This window comes from Photorhabdus sp. RM323S (assembly GCF_042879375.1).
Classification (GTDB): Bacteria; Pseudomonadota; Gammaproteobacteria; order Enterobacterales; family Enterobacteriaceae; genus Photorhabdus; species Photorhabdus tasmaniensis.
In genome coordinates, this window is sequence record NZ_JBHFKZ010000039.1 from 20933 (window position 1) to 42607 (window position 21675).

The window sequence follows — 21675 nt, forward strand, 5'->3', positions numbered from 1 at the left end:
CTTATCTTTTTGCTTGCCAGATACGTTGTTGATAATCCCGGATTGTCCGGTCAGAGCTGAACATACCCATTCTGGCGGTATTCAGAATGGCACTACGTGTCCAGCCTTGAGTGTCACGGTACAAGGTATCGATCCGCTTATGGGCATCACAATAGGAGGCAAAATCAGCCAGTACTAGATAAGGATCACCACCTTCAATCAAGCTATGCAGCAGCATGTCAAATGCGCGTTTATCACTGTAGCTGAATTCTCCGTTAGCTAGTGCCTTAAGTATGTTATCCAGGTGTTTATCTTCCTTGAGTAACGTCAATGGATCATAACCAGCAGCTTTCAAAGCTTTCACTTCTTCGACGGTGTGTCCGAAGATGAAGATGTTGTCGTCTCCTACTTGCTCGGCAATTTCGACATTCGCTCCGTCTAGTGTTCCGATCGTCAGAGCGCCATTCAGCGCGAGTTTCATGTTGCCGGTACCGGAAGCTTCCTTGCCGGCAGTGGAGATTTGTTCTGAAACATCGGCAGCCGGGATCATGAGCTCTGCGACAGAAACTTTGTAATCGGGGATAAAAGCGATCTTGATGCGATCGCGAACGATAGGATCATTATTGATCTTTTCGGCGGCCTGATTGATTGCAGAGATAATGTTTTTTGCCAGATAGTAGCCTGGTGCTGCTTTCGCACCAAACAGGAATACACGTGGAACAATATCCAGCGCCGGATTTTCCTGAATTTGTTTATAAAGCGATAGGATGTGCAGCAGGTTCAGGTGCTGACGTTTATATTCGTGCAAGCGTTTAATTTGCACATCGAAAATGGCGTTTGGATCCAGCTTCAGTCCCATTACTTTATTCACATAATTGGACAGGAGGATCTTGTTGCCCTGTTTGACAGCCCGATATTCTTCGCAGAAAGTAGCATCATCTGCATAAGGCTCAAGCACGTTAAGTGCATCAAGATCGTTAATCCATTCACGGTTAAGCGTCCGGTCGATCAACCCTGACAGTGCTGGGTTACACTGTTTGATCCAGCGACGTGGTGTAACACCATTTGTCACGTTGTGGAATTTGTTCGGCCACAGTTGGTGATATTCTGGGAAAAGATCTTTAACGATCAGTTCTGAGTGCAGTGCTGCTACTCCGTTCACGGCAAAGCCGGCGACGACGCAAAGATTCGCCATCCGCACTTGATGGTTATAATGTACCGCCAATTTTTCCCATATGGCTTGATCGCCTGGCCAGGTTTTCTCCATCAGCTTTTTGAAACGGCGGTTAATTTCTTGAATGATGTTGTAATGGCGCGGCAGCAGGCGGCTTACCAAGTGTTCATCCCAGCATTCCAACCCTTCCGGCATCAGCGTGTGGTTAGTGTAGGCGAAAGTATGGCTGGTTATCTCCCATGCCGCTTCCCAGCTCATTTGGTGTTTATCCAGCAGAATGCGCATCATTTCAGGAATGGCAATAGTTGGATGGGTATCGTTAAGCTGGATAACCTCATACTTCGGCAGATCTTCTATTTTGCGTCCCGCCAGATGATGGCGGCGCAGGATATCTGCCACAGAACAGGCACACTGGAAATATTGTTGCATCAGACGCAGGCGTTTGCCTTCCTGATGATTATCATTCGGATAGAGAACTTTCGTCAGCTTATCTGCTTCAACACCTTGCTGTTCTGCTACCAGGAACTGCCCATCGTTGAATTTATCGAGATCAAATGGTTCAGTATGTGTTGCTTGCCACAGGCGCAGTGGTTGGGTAACACCGTTGTGATAACCAATAACCGGTAGATCCCAGGCTTCCCCAATCAATGTAAATTCAGGTGCCCAGGTTTCGCGCCCATCATCTGCCATTAAGACTTCACCACCAAAATTAACTTCAACATCCAACTGAGCATTGTGGCGGAACCAGGGATAAGATTCTCGTCCCCAATTGTCCGGCTTTTCAATTTGTTGTCCTTGATTAAAAGATTGGCGGAACAGGCCGTATTGATAATTCAGGCCATAGCCGGTTGCTGATTGACCAACGGTTGCCATAGAGTCGAGAAAACAGGCTGCAAGCCGACCGAGTCCGCCGTTGCCTAAGGCAGGGTCCGTTTCTTGCTCCAGCAGATCGCTAAGAATAATATTTTCTTCTGCCAGGTAAGTCTGAACGTCTTCGTACCAGCCAAGGTTAAGCAGATTGTTTGCAGTCAAACGGCCAATCAGAAACTCCATAGAGATATAGTTCACATGGCGTTGTTGTTGGTCGGAAGGAACAGTGATCACAGGGCTTGAGGGCAGTAGTTCTGACAGGGCCGCACTGACGGCTTGCCACCACTGATGCTGAGTCATTTCCTGGGCTGATCCGAGGCCAAAGCGCTGCCATTGACGCGTCAGCGCAGCTTGAAACTGGGCTTTATCTAATCTGGTCTGTTGCATGGAGTCTTCATCCTGTAGCTGAAAAAGGAAAATTTAGACGCTATGCTGAATGCTCTCAGAGTCTAAAACATCATCCTGGAGAGGTATTAGTCAGGGTGGAGTAAAAGGGCGTAGTCGGTAATCCTATTTGGCATCATTTTCGATTTATTAAGTCCATTTTTCCTGGAGATTGATGGAATGGTTTGCGGGCAGCTTCCATAATTTATCGATGGAAAATGGAATTTGCTGTTCAAGAATGTGATAGGGTGCGCAACTTAATACAATGAGGTTCGCAAACAGGTTTGCAAAGGCTGTGTATTTCACTAAATTTGGTTGGGCTTATTAATGACATTATTACGGGCCGTGACATAAATTATCTAATAACATCACATAGGGTTCCGGCGCAGGTTTTATTTATCGTTTCTTATGGGCACGGAAATCAATGCTTATCCCATCAAAACTGAGTCGTCCTGTTCGTCTGAATAATACGGTTTGGCGTAAACGCCTGTTGATCAGACTGAATGAGTCGTCTAACTATCGTCTTGTTCTGATAACCAGCCCTGCTGGTTATGGTAAAACCACATTGGTATCTCAGTGGGCGGCTGGGCAAGATAATCTGGGATGGTATTCTTTGGATGAAAGCGACAATCAGCCGGAGCGTTTCGCCAGCTATCTTATCGCGGCGTTGCAGCAGGCCACGCAGGGGTATTGCGCCAAAAGTGAAGTGTTGGCCCAAAAACACCAATATGCCAATTTACCCGCGCTCTTCGCTCAACTGTTTATTGAACTCAATGAATGGCGACGACCGATTTTCCTGGTGATTGATGATTATCACCTGATTGTGAATAACATTATTCATGAGGCTATGCGGTTTTTCCTGCGTCACCAGCCTGAGCATCTTACTTTAACCATCTTATCACGCAATTTGCCTTCTCTTGGGGTTGCCAATCTGCGCGTACGTGAGCAATTGCTGGAAATCGATAGTCAACAACTGGCTTTTGATCACCAGGAAACCCAGCAATTTTTTGACAAGCGTTTGACCCCATCGCTTGACGCCGACGATTGTAAACGCCTGTGCAACGAAGTGGCTGGCTGGGCAACGGCGCTTCAGCTGATTGCGCTTTCAGCACGGCAGTCGTGTGATGCCGCTGAACTGTCGGCTAAACGCTTATCGGGAATTAACGCCAGCCATCTTTCCGACTATTTGGTGGATGAAGTATTGAATCAGGTGGATAAATCAACCCGTGAATTTTTGTTGCGCAGCTCTATTTTGCGCTCTATGAATGATGGTTTGATCGTTCGTCTTACCGGCGAAGAGAATGGTCAACAGCGTCTTGAAGAAACCGAGCGCCAGGGGCTGTTTCTCCAGCGTATGGACGATTCTGGTGAATGGTTCCGCTTTCATCCACTTTTTGCCTCATTTTTACGTCAACGCTGTCAGTGGGAAATGGCGTTGCAATTGCCTGAATTGCATCGTGCCGCCGCAGAAGGCTGGTTGGTTCAAGGGTATCCGGGCGAAGCTATTCATCATGCCTTAGCGGCGGGCGATACCACCATGTTACGCGATATTTTGTTGCAGTATGCCTGGTCGTTATTTAACCACAGTGAGCTATCTCTGCTGGAAGAATGTATGAATGCGCTGCCTTATGAACAATTGTTGGAGAGTCCGCGTCTGGTGCTGCTTCAGGCTTGGTTGGCTCAGAGCCAGCATCGCTATTCGGAGGTAAATACACTGTTGAGCCAGGCGGAACAAGCACTGCATAAGAAACAGATTGCTATTGAGCCGGATTTATTGGCTGAGTTTGATGCTTTACGGGCTCAAGTCGCTATCAACAGCGGCAAGCCGGAGGTGGCTGATAAGCTGGCGAAGAAGGCCCTGGCGGCGCTGTTGCCGCAGAATGAATACAGTCGTATTGTCGCAACGTCAGTGGAAGGTGAAGTCTTACATTGTAAAGGTGAGCTGGCTGATGCATTGACACGGATGCAACAAACCGAGCAGCTTGCGCGCTGTTTCCAGGTTCATCACTATGCGTTATGGGCATTGTTGCAGCAAAGCGAGATTTTACTGGCCCAAGGGTATTTGCAGACTGCCTACGAAACACAGAACAAGGCGTTTGAATTGATCCGTGAACAGCATCTGGAGCAACTTCCGATGCATGAGTTCCTTTTACGTATCCGCTCACAGCTTTTGTGGTGCTGGTCCCGTCTTGATGAAGCAGAAGAGGCCGCACGTCGTGGCTTGGAGGTGTTGTCGAACTTTCAACCTCAGCAGCAGTTGCAGTGCCTGACACAGTTGGCTAAATGTTCTTTAACTAGGGGAGATATTGATAATGCCCGCCGTTATTTGGCCCGTTGTGAAAACTTATTGAATAATGGGCAATATCACAGAGACTGGCGAACCAATACTGACAAACTGAGAGTCATCATTTGGCAGAATATGGAAGAGAAAAGTGCGGCTGTTCGATGGTTGGCACAGACCGAGCGACCAGATAGTGTCGATAATCATTTTAATCAGGGCCAGTGGCGTAGTATCGCCCGTGCTCAGATCCTTCTTGGCCTGTATGATGAGGCGGAATCTATTTTGGATATGCTGAATCAACATGCGAGAGAATTGCAACTAATAAGTGATCTGAACCGTAATCTACTATTGTGTAACTTGCTTTACTGGCATGTTGGACGTAAAAGTGACGCGCAGAATGCGCTTATCGAAGCATTGGCTCTAGCTAACCGCACTGGGTTTATCAGCCATTTTGTGATTGAAGGTGAGTTGATGGCCCAGCAGCTACGTCAGCTTATCCAGCTCAATACTTTGTCTGAACTGGAGTTACACCGGGCACAACGCATTTTACGAGATATCAACCGTCAGCATCGTCATAAGTTCGCCCATTTTGATGAAAGTTTTGTCACACAGTTGCTGACACATCCTGATGTTCCTGAGCTTATTCGCAATAGTCCACTGACACAGCGTGAATGGCAGGTGCTGGGACTGATTTATTCAGGCTACAGCAATGATCAGATTGCCGCAGAGTTGGATGTAGCGACTACAACCATTAAGACCCATATCCGGAATTTGTATCAGAAGCTGGGGATTGTGAATCGCCAGGAGGCGATTCAGCAGGCACAACAACTGATGCAGATGATGGGGTTAGGTGTGTGACTTCCGCTGCGCGAAGCCATTGTTCTGATCAGTGATACTGAACGATGGCTTTGCGTGACAGATTTTAAGATTTTAGCGAGACAATCCGTCCTTTCAGGCTGCGACTGAGTAAGTGTGCTGACAGGGTTAGCGCGGTACCCAGTAGCATCACCAGCATCAATGATTGTTTGGGTGGAAATGGTAACGCCATAGCGCCCAGAGAGATAATAGAGCCAACAGCCATCTGGACGAACCCTATCAATGCGGAAGCGACGCCTGCTTCTTCAGAATAAGGTTCCAGAGCATAACTAGTTGCGGGCCCCATAACAAACGCCAGACCTGCACAAGCGAAAGCAACCGGCAACATATAACTTAGCCAGTGTTGGCTGGCTAGGTTTGGTAGCAGATGTATTCCTGAGAACAGAGATAGGCAGCCCAGTGCCATCAGAATTGCCCCTAGCAGCAAGCAGAAAGGGCGACTCGTTCGATGAAGGAGTCTATTAGCGATCAGGAAGGCGATCATAGTCCAGAACCCGTTGCCACCAAAAATCAATGAAAATGCGAGTGGTGAGATATGGCCTTCGGTCATTAGTACAGTTGGTGCGAATGAAACATAAGTAATCATTATTGCCATGATGCCTGCGTTAACCAGTGCAAAATGCATAAACCGGGCATTGCTGAGAATCTGATAATACTGTTTCAGCGGTAATCCATGAATGGGTTTAGTGTTTGCGGGGCGCGTTTCTGGCAGCCAAATGGCAATGATAAGCAGCACAATAACCGAGTAGCAGACCAAAAACCAGAATGGTGCCCGCCAGTTAAACATTTCAGCCAAAAGACCACCGAGCAACGGAGCGAGAGCAGGAACAATATTTAGTGTACTGTTAAGAAAGCCGTAGGCTTTAGCTGCCTCGTCACCATTCAGGCGATCGCGTACACTGCTGATGCAGACGACACTGGTACAGCAAACAGCACATCCTTGAATGATCCGCGCCGCGATAAAAATTTCGGACTTGGTTGAAAGTGCTGCGATCATAGAACCAATGATATACAAAATGATCCCCATCAAGGCAACCGGTCGACGGCCAAATTTGTCTACCAATGGTCCGGCAATTAATTGCCCCAGTCCCATGATTAGCAGGAATAAGGAAATAGTCGACTGAATGACCTCATTATTAACCTGAAAATCTTCAGCAATGGCGGGGATCGTAGGTAAAAACAGATCGATACCTAGTGGTCCGAAAAGCACCAAACTAAGTAATAGAAAAATGTAATTTCGCATGTTTATTCTTTTAGTATTTCAACAAATTGTGGTGGTTTTGTTAGTAAATCGGCACAGTGGCATTGAGTTTCCAACATGATTAAAGATTTTGTGTATGCCAGAGATCCTATTAGCGGGTTATTTCAAACTAGCGATAGGTTTATTTAAATATCGTGCTCAACCGAACTCTTTACTGCTTTTTCAAACCTGAACTTTATACGAGCTGCTTAACTGTGTAAACCAGCCAGGCTGCTTCAGCACTTTTTTAAGGTATGTCAGATTATTAGCAGCCTCTATTCTAAAGTGTTCTGTTTGAAATTATTTCATTAATAAATAGTTACTTTATTTTTTCATTTCTTTGGTAACTCATTCTCAATAAAAAAGCATGTCGTTTCTGACAAATCAGAAATAATCAAGATGGTCACCTATCATAAAGGAAATAGTCATAGGCTATACAAATATTCTCATGGTTATCGTTTGAAGCAGAGTTACAAGATTTTTGGACAGTTCTACAGGATTTTAAACAGAATTACCTGTACTAGCCATATTTACTAGCAGTTCTGTATGTAATTAACAATTCATTCAAAACAATAATGTATTTTATATAAAATACTTTAATTTTTTAAATGTTTTTGTGGTTTTTATTGGTTTTTTGTTGATTTAAATTAATTTTTAGTAAATATTCTCTTACCTGTTAAATATTATTGTGCTTTATTATAGTTAGAAATGATTAATTAAGGTAATAAAATGATGGAAAATGGAAAACGATTTGAAGATATGCTTTCTCGCTTTGTTGGTAATGGTCCTTATTTAGAAATAGATGGTGAAAAGTATATTGACGCGGCTTCGGGAACATTTAACCTTCCACTGGGGTACACTAATCGCAGAATAGCAGAAAAATTAAAACAGCAGATCGACAGATGTACACATTTGAGTTCAGCTTATACTCATGAAATGTCGCAATATATTCTGAATAAATTAGTTAAACATACCCCGGAAGGAATTAATAGAATATGGTTGCGGGATGTTTCCGGCTCCGGGGCGGTTGAATGCGCCATTCGTATTGCTCAAAAAGCAACAGGGCGGTCAGGGGTTATCTCTTTCTTTCTGGCTCATCATGGTCAGTCTTTAGCTACAGCGCAAATTTCGGGTAATGCTTTTAGAATTAAAGATTTTCATGTCAATATTGATGGTTCTTTAAAAGTGCCGACTCCTGCCAGCGTCATGTCTGAATTGGAACCGGGCACAGAACAAAATCAGTATTTTGATCTGGAACAATTTATTCAATTGGGTTCAAATGACAATATTGCCTGCCTAATCATTGAGCCTATTCAAGGAAATGGTGGAAATATCGTTTTCCCTGTTGATTTTTACCGTAAGATTAGAGATATCTGTCATAAACATGACATTATCATTATTGCAGATGAAGTGCAGACAGGATTTGGACGCACAGGAACATTCTTCGCATCAACCGGTTACGCCAAAGAATTAGAACCAGATATTATTGTTTTCGCTAAAGGCGCTGGTGGCATAGGTATTCCTACCGGTGGTGTATTGATGCGTAGTTCATTGGATGTATTAGAGTCTTTCGAACATTCCAGCACATCAGGCGCTAACCCTCTTTCACTCACCGCTCTCAACGAAATTATCGATATTATTGAAGATGAACATGTTCTGGAGAATGTGCAGAGTAACGAAGCTTATTTGTGTAATGGCTTATTAGCATTACAGCGTAAATATCCAGAAATTACTGGTGTCAGAGGCGTCGGTTACATGTTTGGTTTTGATACGCCATCACCAGAATTTGCGGCAAAAGCGATTGCAACTGCGAACAATCATAATTTGCTCATCCGGGGTTCTCGTTATGGGAAAGGCCGTGCACTCAAAGTTCGTCCTCCATTAATTTGTACTAAGGAACATTTAAGCGAGATTTTGCATAAATTGGATCTGACTTTTGCTGATCTGACTTTAGATATGCTGGACAACAAGGAGGTAGCATAATGAAAGCACTTAAATTTAATCAGGTATGGGATGTTCAAATCCGGGATGTTGAACCGTTACATTGTGTTGAGTCTGATGATGTGGTGGTTGATATTGCGGTTTGTGGTGTCTGTGGTACGGATGTTGGGATTATCACGGGTTCTTACCCTGTCGCGATTCCGGGGACGACTCTCGGTCATGAAACGACGGGGGTTGTCACTCAAATAGGAAAAAGTGTTACGCGTTTTAACGTGGGTGATCGCGTGGTGATCAACCCAACTTATTCCTGTGGGCATTGTCGGATGTGCCAGACAGGAAGCCCAAATCATTGTGAAAAAAAATTGGGAACCGAAGCTGGGGTTTCCTATGACGGGGCATTTGCTGAACAGTATCTGGCTAAAGAGAGTTCACTGATAAAACTGGATGATCATGTCAGCATGGAAGAGGCATCACTGACCGAGCCGCTAAGTTGTACATTGACCGGTGTCGATAAGCTGGGTATCACTCATACCAATATTCGTGCAGCAGTGGCTGGCGCAGGTCCAATGGGTATGCTCTACATTTGGGCTTTACATGCCAGAGGCGTCAAGGCTTTTATGGTCGAGAAAAACGAAAGCCGTGTTCAGTTTGCCAGAGAAAATCTGCCGCCGGAATGTGAGCTGTATACTGATTTTGATGAGGCTTTAACGCAGAAATATGGCGATAAATCGGCACTTATCGATCTATGTGTAGATACTACCGGCCAGTTAACCGAATACATTTTCGAACATCTGGCTCCTGGCGGAAAATTGCTGAATGTGGCGCTTAAAGATAAACATGCCAACCTTGATATTCTTAAAATTGCGGATAAGAGTCTTTCAGTCATTGGTTCCATTGACTCTTTGAATAACAGCTTTGAACGTGCTTATACCATGATCCGTGATGGTGTGATTCCGGCGAGTCGTCTGGTCAGTCAGATCTTTGATTTTAATGATTACTTGCAGGCTTTTCTCACTGTGGGTTGTGATATTGCGGGCAAAACCCAAAAACCGCTCAGTACTCCAAACTGTAAAGTACTTATTCGTATTTCTGATCTCAAATAATGGAATTTTTTCACATGGATAAATTTAATGTGATTTTTGATATTGATGGGGTCATTGTCGATAGTGAGCAACTGCACTTTGATGTTCTTTGTGCTTTGGCCCCTGATTACACACAGCATGTACAACCGCAGCAACTTATCGGATTGAGTTTAGAGGAAACACTGCATTTCATTGGTATTCCAGTTCAGCAGCAGCCAGCGATCACGGCTAAAATTGTCTCTGTTTATAAAGATAAACTGTCTCAAAGTTACCTTCGCCCAGGGGTTGCCAGGCTGATAGCGGCCTTACAACAGCACAGTATCCCTTTTGGTTTTGTCTCTACTGCGCCGCGTGAAGTGTGTCTGGCTAATATTGGATTACTGGGGTTGAGCGAAAGCCCAGCTTTGATTTCCGGCGACGATGTTATAAGAACGAAACCGAATCCCGATCCCTATCTTGCCATGTTGGCATTGAAGTCTATGGATGTTCATCAAACATTGGTAATTGAAGATACAGATTTGGGGGTTACCGCAGCAGTACAGGCAGGTATTCCTTATGTGTACGCCTGGCCTCATGCGTTATCCGTTGCAGAGCAGTATCAACAGGCAACCCGTATTATCGGAGCGCTGACAGATATTCCGCAATTTTCCAGGATTAATTTTGCATAATTTAATGCCCTCTGTTAGTCATATCGGAGGGCGTTTCTATTTATATAGAAGGAGTATGAGTTGTCTGATCTGAATATGGTCTCTTTAGTAAAACAACCCATCATGGCGACGCGCGTCGCTTTTTTTATCGCCGGCTTTAGTCTTGCAAGTTGGGCTCCCCTCATTCCTTTAGCTAAAGAGCGGCTACAACTTGATAATGGCGCTATGGGGCTCCTGATGCTGGCGTTCGGTATCGGTTCTTTCATCATGATGCCTATAGCAGGAATGTTGGCTGCACGTTTTGGATGCCGGCAAATTTTCACCTTATGTGCTCTGTTGGTGCTAGTGATGCTGCCAGGGCTTAGTGTATTACCTACACCGCTGACACTGGCTTGCGTTTTATTTATTTTTGGTGCAGGTATCGGTGCGATGGATGTTGTGGTAAATATCCACGCTGTTATGGTCGAAAAAATGGCTCAACGGCCAATTATGTCTGGTTTTCATGCGTTATTCAGTCTGGGGGGAATAGCCGGTGCCGGCTCGGTCAGTGCATTATTGTCTCTGGGAGTATCACCCTTTCAGGCGATGATCATGGTGGTGCTACTTATTATCCTGTTGCTGCTGCCTGCATGGAGCGGATTATTAAACGAAGCAGAGTCGGGTAATACACCATTCTTTGCTGTGCCCCGTGGGATCGTTATTTTGTTGGGCTTTCTTTGTTTTGTTGCCTATATCATGGAAGGATCAATGTTGGACTGGAGCGGTATATTATTAACCAGTGTACATAACATCAGTAGTCATCAGGCTGGAGTTGGTTATACCCTTTTTGCTATTGCTATGACATCTGGTCGCTTTTTGGGGGATAAGATCATTGCCCTGTATGGACACAGGCGGGTTTTTATCAGTAGTGCCTTATTAGCGACCTCTGGATTTATCCTTATTTACTCAGCATCAACAGCAATAATATTAGGACTTTCCTTCCTGATGGTTGGCGCAGGGCTCTCTAATATAGCACCCATGCTTTTTACCGCTTCCGGTCAACAGAAAATTATGCCTGACTCTCTGGCAGTGGCGGCGGTTTCTACAATGGGATATTCCGGGATATTACTTGGGCCTGCAATTATCGGAGGATTAGCACATGTTGTGACATTACATGGTGCTTTTGCTTGTGTTGCTTTACTCTCTGTTTCCTTACTTGCAGGATATAAATTTATTAATCCAAGCAGAAGATAATAGAGGGAGCTCCTATGAGTTTGTCACAATATGATTGGCTGAATGAACCATTTGATTGGCAAGCTGGAAGTGACTGGCTTAATGTCACCACAGATCATAAAACCGATTTTTGGCAACAAACATGGTATGGTTTTCAACGTCATAGTGGTCATGTTTTTGGGCGTTATGTTGAGGATAATTTTACCTTTCAACTCTGCATTGAAGGATGTTTTGAACATTTATACGATCAAGCTGGAATCATGTTATTAGTGGATGAGAAGCATTGGTTGAAAGGGGGAGTTGAATATTCTGACGGGCAGGCCACTATTGGTAGTGTATTCACTCGTCACCATTCTGATTGGTCCATGGGAATATTTCCAGGTAATCCAAGTAAATTCTGGTTACGTCTGACTTGTGAAGAAGGGTATTTAAGGCTTCAATATTCTATTGATGGTTTACGGTGGCCACTATTAAGGCTATCCCCTTTTCTTGAGGATAAACAACGTGTCTTTGTTGGCGCAATGTGTTGTTCTCCAGAACGTCAAGGGTTACAGGTGAAATTTTCTGATTTCAGACTGACACCGCCAATAAAGAAACCATTGCATGATTTAAGTTAGACAAGGCTATTTTCGGAGAATGACATTTACTGAGATAGGCTTTAAAACACCCGGAGCAATGAGCTTCGGGTGTTAATATGTCTAGTTATATCAAAGCTGGATGTTTAGGCTTTCTCTAAAATAAAACCGGTAAAGTCAGCAGTTGCTTCTTCTGGGAGGCCTACAAATTGGTCTTTCATCATATAAACTCGTAAAAATCCCTCTTCATCTGTACTTAATTCAACGGAACCGGTTGTAAAATTGAAGCTATCTACAACAAAAGATTCGGGGTCAGATGTACGATTCTGTAAACCAAAATAAGCGGGCAAGGCTCTTTGTGGTATTTTTTTTGTTGATAAGCGTGCTGTACCCGTCAGTCTATATTTAACATTGGGTTCCAATCCTTTTATAATTTGATCAATGACGCCAGAATCAGAATAACTTTGGATCCTAAGGAAGTTAACACCATTCTCGGATAAGACTCCTACAGTTTCAGCGGTTGAGATTCTCCAGCTGTGATATCCTTCATTAAATGAACCATTAATCAGTTCTTTATTAGCGTTTTTTGTATCAGAATATTCTTCGTTATTGAGAACTTTTTTCATATCCATATATGAATCCTTTTTAAATGAAGAGCAATTAAATTTGGTTTTTCTTAATAACTTTGTTTTCAGTAAACACTTTATCAATAGTGGGAGAATATGCAATCGTGTTTTTATTGATTTAAAATTAAATTTTTGTCAATTAATGAAAAAATAACGTCCAGGATATTACATCAGAATATCAATTATATTGAGGGAGAGAATAGGATGAGTGATTACATGATATTTACAGCTGTAGAATTAAAACACCCGAAGCCATGAGCTTCGGGTGTTGAAATGTCAAACGATATCAAAGTTAGATGTTTAGGCTTTTTCTAAAGTAAAACCGGTAAAGTCAGCAGTTGCTCCGCTTGATCTGGGGCCAATTTGGTCTTTCAGCAAGTAAACGCGTAAAAGTCCTTCTTCATCTGTACTGAATTCGATAGAACCTGTTGTAAACTCGGTGCTGCTCACAGCAAAAGATTCCGGGCCAGATGTGCGATTTTGTAAACCAAAATAAGCAGGTGATGACTCTACTGATAAGCGAGCGGTACCCGTCAGTTTATATTTAGTGTTAGGTTCTAATTCTTCGATAATTTGGTCAATGACGCCAGAACCAGTAACGCTTTGGATTCTGAGAAAGTTAATTCCATTTTCGGATAAGATTTTTACCGTTTCAGGTGCTGGGATTCTCCAACCCTTATATCCTTCCTCGAATGAGCCATTAACCAACTCTTTAGTAGAGTTTTTCTTACCAGAATAATCTTCGTTATCCAAAATTTCTTTTACGTTCATATATTAGTCCTTTTTAAATGAGTATCAATAAATTTGATTTTTCTTAATCACGTTATTTTTCGGGAGGCACTTTATCAATGATAGGAGAATATTCAATGGCATTTTTTATTGATGGAGGATTGTAATTTGTATAAGTTAATACAAAAATAAAATAGATGAGGGTAAGTTCCGATATATACAGTACACATAGTCTTTTATATTTACTCAATATAGGTATAAATTGGCGTTTTATGTTCTTTTTTCTGTGGAAAATAGACACGTATGGTCAGGAAATAAACTAAATGGTTCTATTGAAATAGAGTGTTAATGATTACAGTGGATTTTAGATATTGATTGAACTTATATAGATAAAATATTTTATTTTATATTTAAGGAGTGTATTTTAAATAAAAATCATTATGTGATATTTTTATAATATTAAATATTTATACGATTATAATTAAAGTGAAATTATAATATCAATTTGATTTCATTAATGTTTATGATAAATGAACATATATAATGGATTTTTAGGTTAGTTAAAAGTCGGAAGAGTTACATGCTCTTCCGGCTAGTATGATTGGCTGCTGATTGTGTTGGGTTGTATTACTGTCTGGTGTTAGAGTCAGAAAGCCGTCTATATTAAATCTTATTTTATAAAATTATTGTCGTTTAAGAATCCTTGTCAAAAATATTTATTTGAGAAAGGTGAAAATTAAATTACCGGCCTAAGTAACCATCCCAATCTTTCCAGACAGGTTGTAACCCCGCTTTAATCAATACATCCGCGACCTGATAAACGGAGCGGTTATCATGTGGAATAAATTGTTCTAGTTCTTTATGGCTATTATCTGCGTAACCACCGGGTTGGGTTTTCGAACCTGCGCTGACATTATTGATTGCCAGTGGTATGACATGATCGCGAAAGAAGGGAGATTCCCGGGTAGAAATAGAAAGTTCTACATCTGGAGCAAACAGACGAAAAGCACAAATCAGTTGTACCAGTTCTGCTTCACTCATTAATGATGCAGGTTTAATACCTCCGGCACAAGGCCGCAAACGTGGGAATGAAATTGAATAACGGCTTTGCCAATATGTGCGTTGTAAAAAGAATAAATGTTCAGCCACCATGTAACAATCTGTCCGCCAGTGATTGGATAGGCCAATTAATGCCCCTAAACCGATTTTATCGATTTTTGCCCGGCCAAGGCGATCCGGTGTTTCTAGTCGCCAGTGAAAATCTTGTTTCTTACCTCGTAGATGATGCAGCCGATAAGTTGGCTCATGATAGGTTTCTTGATAAACCATCACACCATCCAGCCCCAACGTTTTGAGTTCTGAATATTCTTCCTGAGTCATTGGCTGGACTTCCATCATTATGGAACTGAAATGTTCACGGATAAGTGGCAGATAACGGCGGAAATAATCCATACCTACTTTACTCTGATGTTCTCCCGTGACTAATAGCAGATTGTCAAAACCCAGAGCTTTAATCGCCTGACATTCTGCAATAATTTCATCTTTATTTAGTGTCTTGCGTTTGATGTGGTTACTCATTGAGAATCCACAGTAGGTGCAATCATTGGCGCACAAATTCGAGAGATAAAGCGGTACATAAAAACCAACGGTATTACCGAAGCGTTGACGAGTCAATTTCTGTGCCCGTTGTGCCAGCGGTTCTATATAGGGTTTCGCCGCTGGTGAGAGCAGTGCCATAAAATCATCCAGATTTAATTTGTTGCTGCTCAATGCCCGTTCGACATCCTGCGAAGTTTTGCTGTTAATGCGAAGGGTAATGTCATCCCAACTCAGCTGCTGCCAGTGATAACTAAAACTGTTGTTCAAAAGATGATTAGCCATTAGAACGTTCCCAGAAAATCAGTCAATGGGCTGGATGCAACAGCATGTTGTTTTGGACTTGCCAGACCAGCCTGATGGGATAATTCACCTGTTTCAATTGCCATTCTGAATGCCTGTGCCATTTTTACTGGGTTACGCGCGACGGCAATAGCGGTATTGACCAATACGGCATCAGCCCCTAATTCGATTGCTTCCAGTGCATGGCTTGGTGCGCCGATGCCTGCATCGACAACCACCGGCACCTGTGCTTGTTCAATAATAATTTGCAGGAAATCCCGGGTTAGCAGCCCCTGATTAGAGCCGATCGGGGCTCCTAAAGGCATAACCGCTGCACAACCCGCTTCTTCCAGGCGTTTACACAAAACAGGATCAGCACTGCAGTAAGGCAGAACGATAAACCCGTCTTTGACCAGCATTTCAGCGCCTTTAAGCGTTTCGACCGGATCAGGTAGTAAGTATTTCACATCAGGATGGATCTCCAGTTTGATCCAATTTGTTGCCAATGCTTCACGGGCCAGACGGGCTGCGAACAGCGCTTCTTCTGCGGTTTTGGCTCCAGAAGTATTTGGCAGCAATTTGACGCCAAGTTTTTGTAATGGCGCTAGAATAGCGTCATTACCTCCCTGTAAATCAATGCGTTTCATCGCCATCGTGACAAGCTGACTGCCAGAGGCGGCTATAGCCTGAATCATTAAATCTGAATTAGCGAATTTGCCTGTACCAGTAAACAAACGGGAATCAAAAGTAGTATCAGCGATCTTTAACATATCAACCTCCGGCAATAACCTGAAATAAAAGGATATTGTCCCCGTCATTAACTTGGTGTGTATTCCAGTTCGAGCGCGGAATAATGGTTTGATTAATGGCCAATGCAGTTCCCGGTTGCGTTCGTTCAAGTTGTTCCAGTAATTGCTGTAGAGCCAGAGGCGCGGTAAGCTCCATCAACTGGTCATTTATAGTAATTTTCATGCCATATCTCCGCAGATTGGGCATTGCCGCGATTGACTGAGCTGTAGCGTGCTCCAGCTTTGCTGCTTACCATCAAACAGTCGAAGTTTGCCGCTCAACGGAGAGGGAAGTCCGCTTAACATTTTGATGGCTTCCAAAGCCTGCAATGTGCCGATGACGCCGACTACCGGACCTAATACACCCGCAGTTCGGCAATTACGTTGTGGTTCTTCCTGATCAGGGTAGAGGCAGGTATAGCAGCCGTGAGGATAAGGGGGTTCAAGCACCATAAGCTGACCGCTGAACCCAACGGCACTGCCGCTGATTAAGGGTTTTCGTGTTGCTACACAAGCTGCATTGATAGCATGGCGGGTTGCCATGTTGTCACAGCAATCAAGAACCAGATCGACCTGTTTTACGCTTTTTTTCAGCGATTCCACATCTTGACGTTTATTAAGAATAGTTATTTTTACCAGTGGATTCAGTGCATTGAGCTGATTAGCTGCAAGTTCAGCTTTTGCCGAAGGGATATCCTCTGTGCGGTAAAGGATTTGTCGTTGTAAATTGGAGACGTGCAGTTGGTCATCATCAGCGAGATAAATTGCTCCCACACCGGCCGCAGCGAGATAGAGAGACGCAGGGGCACCCAGCCCCCCCAAACCGACAATCAATACGCGGCTGGTTTTCAGTTTTTCCTGCCCTTCTGGGCCGATATCTTCCAGCAACAGTTGTCGGCTGTAACGCATAAATTCTTGATCATTCAGCATAAGAACCTCTCAATATCTTCAACTAAATGCCTTCAATCAGATGAAGCAATTGTGACGTTGCCTGACGCCAATCTTTTGCTTTGGTAATTGCGCTGACCAGCGCTACACCACCAACTCCCGTTGCAACGACATCCGGCACACGTTCAAGAGAGATGCCTCCGATAGCGACAGTAGGATAATCCGGAGTGTTTTCTACCTGTTGTTTTAGTGTTTCCAGCCCTTGTGGAGAAGAGGGCATTGTTTTGGTCGTCGTCGGGAAAATATGGCCGAGGGCGATATAAGATGGACGTAAAGATTTTGCCCGTGCCAATTCTTGTTCATTGTGAGTGGAAACGCCTAACCGCAATCCGGCTTCCTGGATTGCATTCAGATCGGCGTTATCTAAATCTTCCTGCCCCAGATGAACACCGTAAGCGCCATGTTTGATCGCCAGTCGCCAGTAATCGTTAATAAATAAACGAGCGTTATATTGGTGGCCCAGAGTAATGGCCTGCTTAATCTCTCCCTCGACTTGATCTTCTGGCAGGTCTTTGATTCGTAATTGGATGGTGGTAATTCCTGCCTTTAACAGGCGGGAAATCCATTCCAGCGAATCCACGACCGGATACAGCCCCAATCTGTGTTCAGTCGGGGCAAATGGGGCATTAGGCAGATTACTCATGAGATACACCCTCCGCACTGTGATACAGCTCGCTGCCGCGGGCGCGGAATTCTTCTGACATCTGTTCCATACCGGCGGCATAATCGCGTACTTCCTGAGAGATCTTCATCGAGCAGAATTTAGGCCCGCACATAGAACAGAAATGAGCAATTTTGCCGGAGGCTTGTGGCAGCGTTTCATCGTGATAGGCACGTGCGGTATCGGGATCGAGCGCCAGATTAAATTGATCTTCCCAACGGAATTCAAAGCGTGCTTTTGACATAGCGTTATCACGGATTTGTGCACCTGGATGGCCTTTGGCCAGATCGGCGGCATGAGCCGCAATTTTGTAAGTAATCAGCCCTTGCTTAACATCGTCTTTGTTTGGCAGACCAAGATGTTCTTTCGGTGTTACGTAACAAAGCATAGCGCAACCAAACCAACCAATCATTGCTGCACCAATACCCGAAGTAAAATGGTCATAACCTGGCGCAATATCTGTCGTCAGTGGTCCAAGGGTGTAGAAAGGGGCTTCATGACAGTGCTCCAATTCTTCGGTCATATTGCGACGAATCATCTGCATTGGTACATGTCCGGGGCCTTCGATCATCACCTGAACATCATATTCCCAGGCAATTTTGGTCAGTTCGCCTAATGTATGTAACTCGGCAAACTGGGCTTCATCATTGGCATCTTGAATAGAGCCGGGGCGCAAGCCATCTCCTAAGGATAGAGAAACATCATAAGCAGCACAGATTTCACAAATCTCGCGGAAATGTTGGTAGAGGAAGTTTTCCTGATGATGAGATAGACACCATTTCGCCATAATTGAACCACCGCGGGAGACGATCCCGGTCAGGCGTTTGGCTGTCATCGGTACATAGCGCAGCAGAACGCCTGCGTGAATAGTGAAGTAATCCACTCCTTGTTCAGCTTGTTCTAGCAAGGTATCACGGAACATTTTCCAGGTGAGGTTTTCCGCTATACCATTAACTTTTTCCAGAGCTTGATAAATGGGGACTGTACCGATAGGAACCGGGCTGTTACGTAAGATCCATTCGCGGGTTTCGTGGATATAACGGCCAGTGGAGAGATCCATTACCGTATCCGCACCCCAACGGGTAGACCAGATCAGCTTTTCCACTTCCTCTTCAATAGAAGAGGTCACTGAAGAATTACCGATATTGGCGTTAACCTTCACCAGAAAATTACGACCAATAATCATGGGTTCTGATTCAGGATGATTGATATTGGCAGGAATAATTGCCCGACCTGCCGCGACTTCCTGACGGACAAATTCTGGTGTGATATTTTCTGGCAACTGAGCGCCGAAGCCTTGTCCGGCATGTTGTTGGCGTAGCACATCACCGCGGATACGTTCACGCCCCATATTTTCCCGTAGTGCAATAAATTCCATTTCCGGTGTGATGATGCCTTTACGGGCATAGTGCAATTGAGTCACGCGTTTGCCTTTACCGGCTTTTAGTGGATGAGGGCGGTTATTGAAACGTAAATGAGCGAGGCCAGCATCCGCCAGACGTTGCTGAGTAAAATCAGAACTGAGGGTGGTAACAGGTTCAGTATCTTGACGTTCGTCAATCCATTGCTGGCGCAGTTTAGTTAACCCAACATGCACATCCAGCATGGAATCAGGATCGCCATAAGCGCCGGAAGTATCATAAACAGGGATAGCTTCGTTTTCCTCATATTGAGGTTCTTCTTTGGTTCCGCCGATCAGAGTCGGTGATAACTGAATTTCCCGCATTGGGACTTGGATATCGTCACGTGGACCTTGGAGATAAATTCGTCGTGAGTTAGGGAACGCGACTCCCTGAATAGAATTAATAAATTCTTGAGCGGCATCACGTTGAACTTTACGTGGACGTGACGGGCCGGGTTTTGGTGAAATATCAGTTGCAGGGATAACAATATTATTAGACATAGCAAATTCCTAACCGTGTTATTGGGAAAGTTGCTTGTCTGGAGCTCGCAGGGAGTAATAATTGATAGCTGGATAGACTCTTGGTAAGAAAACTGGGTGAGCCGACAGCGGTTGATTACTCTTGTTCCCTTCGCGGGTCTTAACCCGATCAGGTTCCGCGGATCCCGAATTAACGGTCTCAGCCTGTGTATGCTGTGATAAAACAGTCTACGCTAGGCACTCCGACAAGAAAGTCATCAGTAGTATAGAAGGGATTATGAAAACTACAACCCTTACTGAATGAAAGTATTTACAATGACCAAGTTAATTGTTCCCAGCCATGTTGTTGTGCCTCAGCTTGCAAACGAGCATCAGCATTGACGGTAATCACCTCATTGGCAAACTGACACATTGGCAGATCATTAATCGAATCACTGTAAAAACGGATAGTTTCAGGATGACTATTTTGTTGCTCCAGCCATTGTTTCAATCGTTTTACTTTACCTTCACGAAAAGTGGCAATGCCGTCTATTTTGCCGGTATAACAGCCGTTTTCTATTACCATATCAATGCCCAACGCGGTGTGAATACCAAATTCGGCAGCAATCTTTTTCACAATAAAAGAGACCGTGGCTGAGATAATAATGACCGGAACCTGCTGTTGTTGATATTCTTCAAGCAGCGCTTTAGCTTGTGGATAAAACCGAGGTCTGATTCTTTCTGCGACAAATTCGGTTAGCCAGGTATCAACTCGTTCTTGCGGAACCCGATGCAATGTTTGCAGGCTAAATGCCAGATAGTCATTCATATTCAACATACCTGCATTGTAATCAGCCATCATTTTTGCATCTGCTTCGATAAAACAGGGATCGGTAATTATGCCTTTTTCCCATAAGAATTCTGTCCATATAGCGCTGGAATCACCGGAGATTAAGGTGTCATCTAGATCAAACACTGCAAGCAGTTGTGGCATGATGTTGTGTTCCTCAGGTCAAAGCACATTGATAGCTGAGGATCATGCCTGTCACTGCCAGATCAGGCAATACAACATATAACAATAAGACACTCTTTTTCTGATGAAAAAGCGTATGATTTATACACATATTAAAATAATTTAAGATGTCATAGTGATGATGCAACAACAAATTACAGGTACAGAATGTGGCTGGTGGATTATCAGCGATGAAAATCATATTTGGCTTCCTGAAGGGGAATTACCTTTTGGAATTGCTGTTCAATGGTCATTGCAAGGAAAAATAGCGTGGCCTATTGGTGAATGGCAGGGCGAAAAAGTTTGGCTTATTTGTCAGAAAATGGTTTCAGATATGGTTTCGCTGCGGCAAATTATTTCAAGTGATAGCGGGTTGTTTCAGTTAGCTGGCCGTGGGGTGCAGTTGGCTGAGTTTTATCGTTCTCATCGGTATTGTGGTTATTGCGGTAGTGAAATGCGCCATGGTTCCAGTGAGTGGGTCTGTTTGTGTCATCACTGTGGAGAACGTTATTATCCGCAGATTGCACCTTGTATTATTGTGGGTATTCGTCGGAATGATAGGATTCTACTGGCGCAGCATCAGCACCATCGTGGGGGGATGTACACAGTACTGGCGGGATTTGTCGAAGTAGGTGAAACACTCGAAGAAGCGGTATCCCGCGAAGTCATGGAGGAGAGTAATATTAAAGTCCGCAATTTACGTTATGTGGCTTCTCAGCCGTGGCCTTTTCCTCATTCATTGATGATGGCATTTCTGGCTGATTATGACAGCGGTGAGATCCGTCATGATCCGCAAGAGCTGATTAGCGCAGACTGGTATCGCTATGATCAACTGCCATTGATCCCGCCAGCTAATACGATTGCCCGCCGGTTGATTGAAGATACGGTTGCTCTATGCCGAAATGTGTAAT

The 21675-nt window shown here is 44.0% G+C and carries 18 protein-coding genes and 1 riboswitch; of the genes, 7 read left to right on the plus strand and 11 right to left on the minus strand.

Translation table 11 applies throughout. The annotated features are described in order from the left end of the window. Nucleotide 1 precedes the first annotated feature (1 nt). On the minus strand, nucleotides 2–2410 hold the full coding sequence (gene malP / locus ACGF7G_RS15410) for a maltodextrin phosphorylase (RefSeq protein WP_387466626.1): 2409 nt from the start codon (nucleotides 2408–2410) through the stop codon (nucleotides 2–4). A 421-nt stretch (nucleotides 2411–2831) separates the two neighbouring features. Here malP and malT point away from each other — a divergent pair, with 421 nt between their 5' ends. Next, the gene (gene malT, locus ACGF7G_RS15415) at nucleotides 2832–5546 is read left to right on the plus strand and encodes an HTH-type transcriptional regulator MalT (RefSeq protein WP_387466628.1); all 2715 of its coding nucleotides are present in this window, start codon (nucleotides 2832–2834) and stop codon (nucleotides 5544–5546) included. A 64-nt stretch (nucleotides 5547–5610) separates the two neighbouring features. Here malT and ACGF7G_RS15420 read toward each other — a convergent pair whose 3' ends face one another. Beyond that, the gene (locus ACGF7G_RS15420; RefSeq protein WP_387466630.1) at nucleotides 5611–6807 is read right to left on the minus strand and encodes a multidrug effflux MFS transporter; all 1197 of its coding nucleotides are present in this window, start codon (nucleotides 6805–6807) and stop codon (nucleotides 5611–5613) included. 729 nt (nucleotides 6808–7536) lie between these two features. On the opposite strand from ACGF7G_RS15420, the gene ACGF7G_RS15425 reads away from it, so the two are divergent. The 5 genes from ACGF7G_RS15425 to ACGF7G_RS15445 are packed head-to-tail and all read left to right on the plus strand — an operon-like array spanning nucleotide 7537 to nucleotide 12303. After that, complete coding sequence (locus ACGF7G_RS15425; RefSeq protein WP_133816423.1) at nucleotides 7537–8787, plus strand: aspartate aminotransferase family protein; 1251 nt, start codon at nucleotides 7537–7539, stop codon at nucleotides 8785–8787. Beyond that, nucleotides 8787–9848, plus strand: a complete 1062-nt coding sequence (locus ACGF7G_RS15430; RefSeq protein ID WP_387466632.1) for a zinc-binding dehydrogenase — start codon at nucleotides 8787–8789, stop codon at nucleotides 9846–9848. The genes ACGF7G_RS15425 and ACGF7G_RS15430 overlap by 1 nt, the downstream gene beginning before the upstream one ends. Nucleotides 9849–9862: 14 nt before the next feature. Further along, a complete protein-coding gene (locus ACGF7G_RS15435; protein ID WP_133816421.1) occupies nucleotides 9863–10495 on the plus strand; it encodes an HAD family phosphatase in 633 nt (210 codons plus the stop codon). Nucleotides 10496–10555: 60 nt separating this feature from the next. Then, complete coding sequence (locus ACGF7G_RS15440) at nucleotides 10556–11707, plus strand: MFS transporter (RefSeq protein WP_133816420.1); 1152 nt, start codon at nucleotides 10556–10558, stop codon at nucleotides 11705–11707. Nucleotides 11708–11721: 14 nt separating this feature from the next. Next, complete coding sequence (locus tag ACGF7G_RS15445; RefSeq protein WP_133816419.1) at nucleotides 11722–12303, plus strand: DUF1349 domain-containing protein; 582 nt, start codon at nucleotides 11722–11724, stop codon at nucleotides 12301–12303. 104 nt (nucleotides 12304–12407) lie between these two features. On the opposite strand, the gene ACGF7G_RS15450 is transcribed toward ACGF7G_RS15445, so the two are convergent. The 9 genes from ACGF7G_RS15450 to ACGF7G_RS15490 form a co-directional block, all read right to left on the minus strand. Continuing rightward, nucleotides 12408–12893 carry a hypothetical protein gene (locus ACGF7G_RS15450; protein WP_387466635.1) on the minus strand — a complete coding sequence of 162 codons (486 nt, stop codon included), beginning with the start codon at nucleotides 12891–12893 and terminating at the stop codon, nucleotides 12408–12410. Between the two features lie 294 nt (nucleotides 12894–13187). Beyond that, nucleotides 13188–13658, minus strand: coding sequence for a carbohydrate binding domain-containing protein (locus tag ACGF7G_RS15455; RefSeq protein WP_387466637.1), 471 nt, complete (start codon nucleotides 13656–13658; stop codon nucleotides 13188–13190). Between the two features lie 699 nt (nucleotides 13659–14357). Continuing rightward, nucleotides 14358–15497, minus strand: a complete 1140-nt coding sequence (gene thiH, locus ACGF7G_RS15460) for a 2-iminoacetate synthase ThiH (RefSeq protein WP_387466639.1) — start codon at nucleotides 15495–15497, stop codon at nucleotides 14358–14360. Continuing rightward, nucleotides 15497–16264 (minus strand): thiazole synthase, encoded by a 768-nt coding sequence (locus ACGF7G_RS15465; protein WP_387466641.1) that lies wholly within the window; start codon nucleotides 16262–16264, stop codon nucleotides 15497–15499. Before ACGF7G_RS15465 ends, thiH begins: the two co-directional genes overlap by 1 nt. 1 nt (nucleotide 16265) lies before the next feature. After that, on the minus strand, nucleotides 16266–16466 hold the full coding sequence (gene thiS / locus ACGF7G_RS15470) for a sulfur carrier protein ThiS (protein ID WP_133816415.1): 201 nt from the start codon (nucleotides 16464–16466) through the stop codon (nucleotides 16266–16268). Then, nucleotides 16463–17212 (minus strand): HesA/MoeB/ThiF family protein, encoded by a 750-nt coding sequence (locus ACGF7G_RS15475; RefSeq protein ID WP_133816414.1) that lies wholly within the window; start codon nucleotides 17210–17212, stop codon nucleotides 16463–16465. The genes thiS and ACGF7G_RS15475 overlap by 4 nt, the downstream gene beginning before the upstream one ends. Before the next feature lie 22 nt (nucleotides 17213–17234). Further along, complete coding sequence (thiE, locus tag ACGF7G_RS15480) at nucleotides 17235–17873, minus strand: thiamine phosphate synthase (RefSeq protein WP_387466644.1); 639 nt, start codon at nucleotides 17871–17873, stop codon at nucleotides 17235–17237. After that, nucleotides 17866–19794, minus strand: coding sequence for a phosphomethylpyrimidine synthase ThiC (gene thiC, locus ACGF7G_RS15485; RefSeq protein ID WP_387466645.1), 1929 nt, complete (start codon nucleotides 19792–19794; stop codon nucleotides 17866–17868). Before thiC ends, thiE begins: the two co-directional genes overlap by 8 nt. Nucleotides 19795–19902: 108 nt before the next feature. Continuing rightward, nucleotides 19903–20028, minus strand: a riboswitch (TPP riboswitch). A gap of 55 nt (nucleotides 20029–20083) precedes the next feature. Further along, complete coding sequence (locus ACGF7G_RS15490; protein WP_387466646.1) at nucleotides 20084–20746, minus strand: HAD family hydrolase; 663 nt, start codon at nucleotides 20744–20746, stop codon at nucleotides 20084–20086. A gap of 160 nt (nucleotides 20747–20906) precedes the next feature. Here ACGF7G_RS15490 and nudC point away from each other — a divergent pair, with 160 nt between their 5' ends. After that, nucleotides 20907–21674: an NAD(+) diphosphatase gene (nudC, locus tag ACGF7G_RS15495; protein ID WP_387466656.1), complete on the plus strand. Its 768-nt coding sequence runs from the start codon at nucleotides 20907–20909 to the stop codon at nucleotides 21672–21674. The last annotated feature ends 1 nt before the right edge of the window (nucleotide 21675 follow it).

Bases quoted from the DNA above. Each gene is read 5' to 3' on its own strand.
- malP (WP_387466626.1), bottom strand. From the start codon at position 2,410: ATGCAACAGACCAGATTAGATAAAGCCCAGTTTCAAGCTGCGCTGACG.
- malT (WP_387466628.1), top strand. From the start codon at position 2,832: ATGCTTATCCCATCAAAACTGAGTCGTCCTGTTCGTCTGAATAATACG.
- ACGF7G_RS15420 (WP_387466630.1), bottom strand. From the start codon at position 6,807: ATGCGAAATTACATTTTTCTATTACTTAGTTTGGTGCTTTTCGGACCA.
- ACGF7G_RS15425 (WP_133816423.1), top strand. From the start codon at position 7,537: ATGGAAAATGGAAAACGATTTGAAGATATGCTTTCTCGCTTTGTTGGT.
- ACGF7G_RS15430 (WP_387466632.1), top strand. From the start codon at position 8,787: ATGAAAGCACTTAAATTTAATCAGGTATGGGATGTTCAAATCCGGGAT.
- ACGF7G_RS15435 (WP_133816421.1), top strand. From the start codon at position 9,863: ATGGATAAATTTAATGTGATTTTTGATATTGATGGGGTCATTGTCGAT.
- ACGF7G_RS15445 (WP_133816419.1), top strand. From the start codon at position 11,722: ATGAGTTTGTCACAATATGATTGGCTGAATGAACCATTTGATTGGCAA.
- ACGF7G_RS15450 (WP_387466635.1), bottom strand. From the start codon at position 12,893: ATGGATATGAAAAAAGTTCTCAATAACGAAGAATATTCTGATACAAAA.
- ACGF7G_RS15455 (WP_387466637.1), bottom strand. From the start codon at position 13,658: ATGAACGTAAAAGAAATTTTGGATAACGAAGATTATTCTGGTAAGAAA.
- thiH (WP_387466639.1), bottom strand. From the start codon at position 15,497: ATGGCTAATCATCTTTTGAACAACAGTTTTAGTTATCACTGGCAGCAG.
- ACGF7G_RS15465 (WP_387466641.1), bottom strand. From the start codon at position 16,264: ATGTTAAAGATCGCTGATACTACTTTTGATTCCCGTTTGTTTACTGGT.
- thiS (WP_133816415.1), bottom strand. From the start codon at position 16,466: ATGAAAATTACTATAAATGACCAGTTGATGGAGCTTACCGCGCCTCTG.
- ACGF7G_RS15475 (WP_133816414.1), bottom strand. From the start codon at position 17,212: ATGCTGAATGATCAAGAATTTATGCGTTACAGCCGACAACTGTTGCTG.
- thiE (WP_387466644.1), bottom strand. From the start codon at position 17,873: ATGAGTAATCTGCCTAATGCCCCATTTGCCCCGACTGAACACAGATTG.
- thiC (WP_387466645.1), bottom strand. From the start codon at position 19,794: ATGTCTAATAATATTGTTATCCCTGCAACTGATATTTCACCAAAACCC.
- ACGF7G_RS15490 (WP_387466646.1), bottom strand. From the start codon at position 20,746: ATGCCACAACTGCTTGCAGTGTTTGATCTAGATGACACCTTAATCTCC.
- nudC (WP_387466656.1), top strand. From the start codon at position 20,907: ATGCAACAACAAATTACAGGTACAGAATGTGGCTGGTGGATTATCAGC.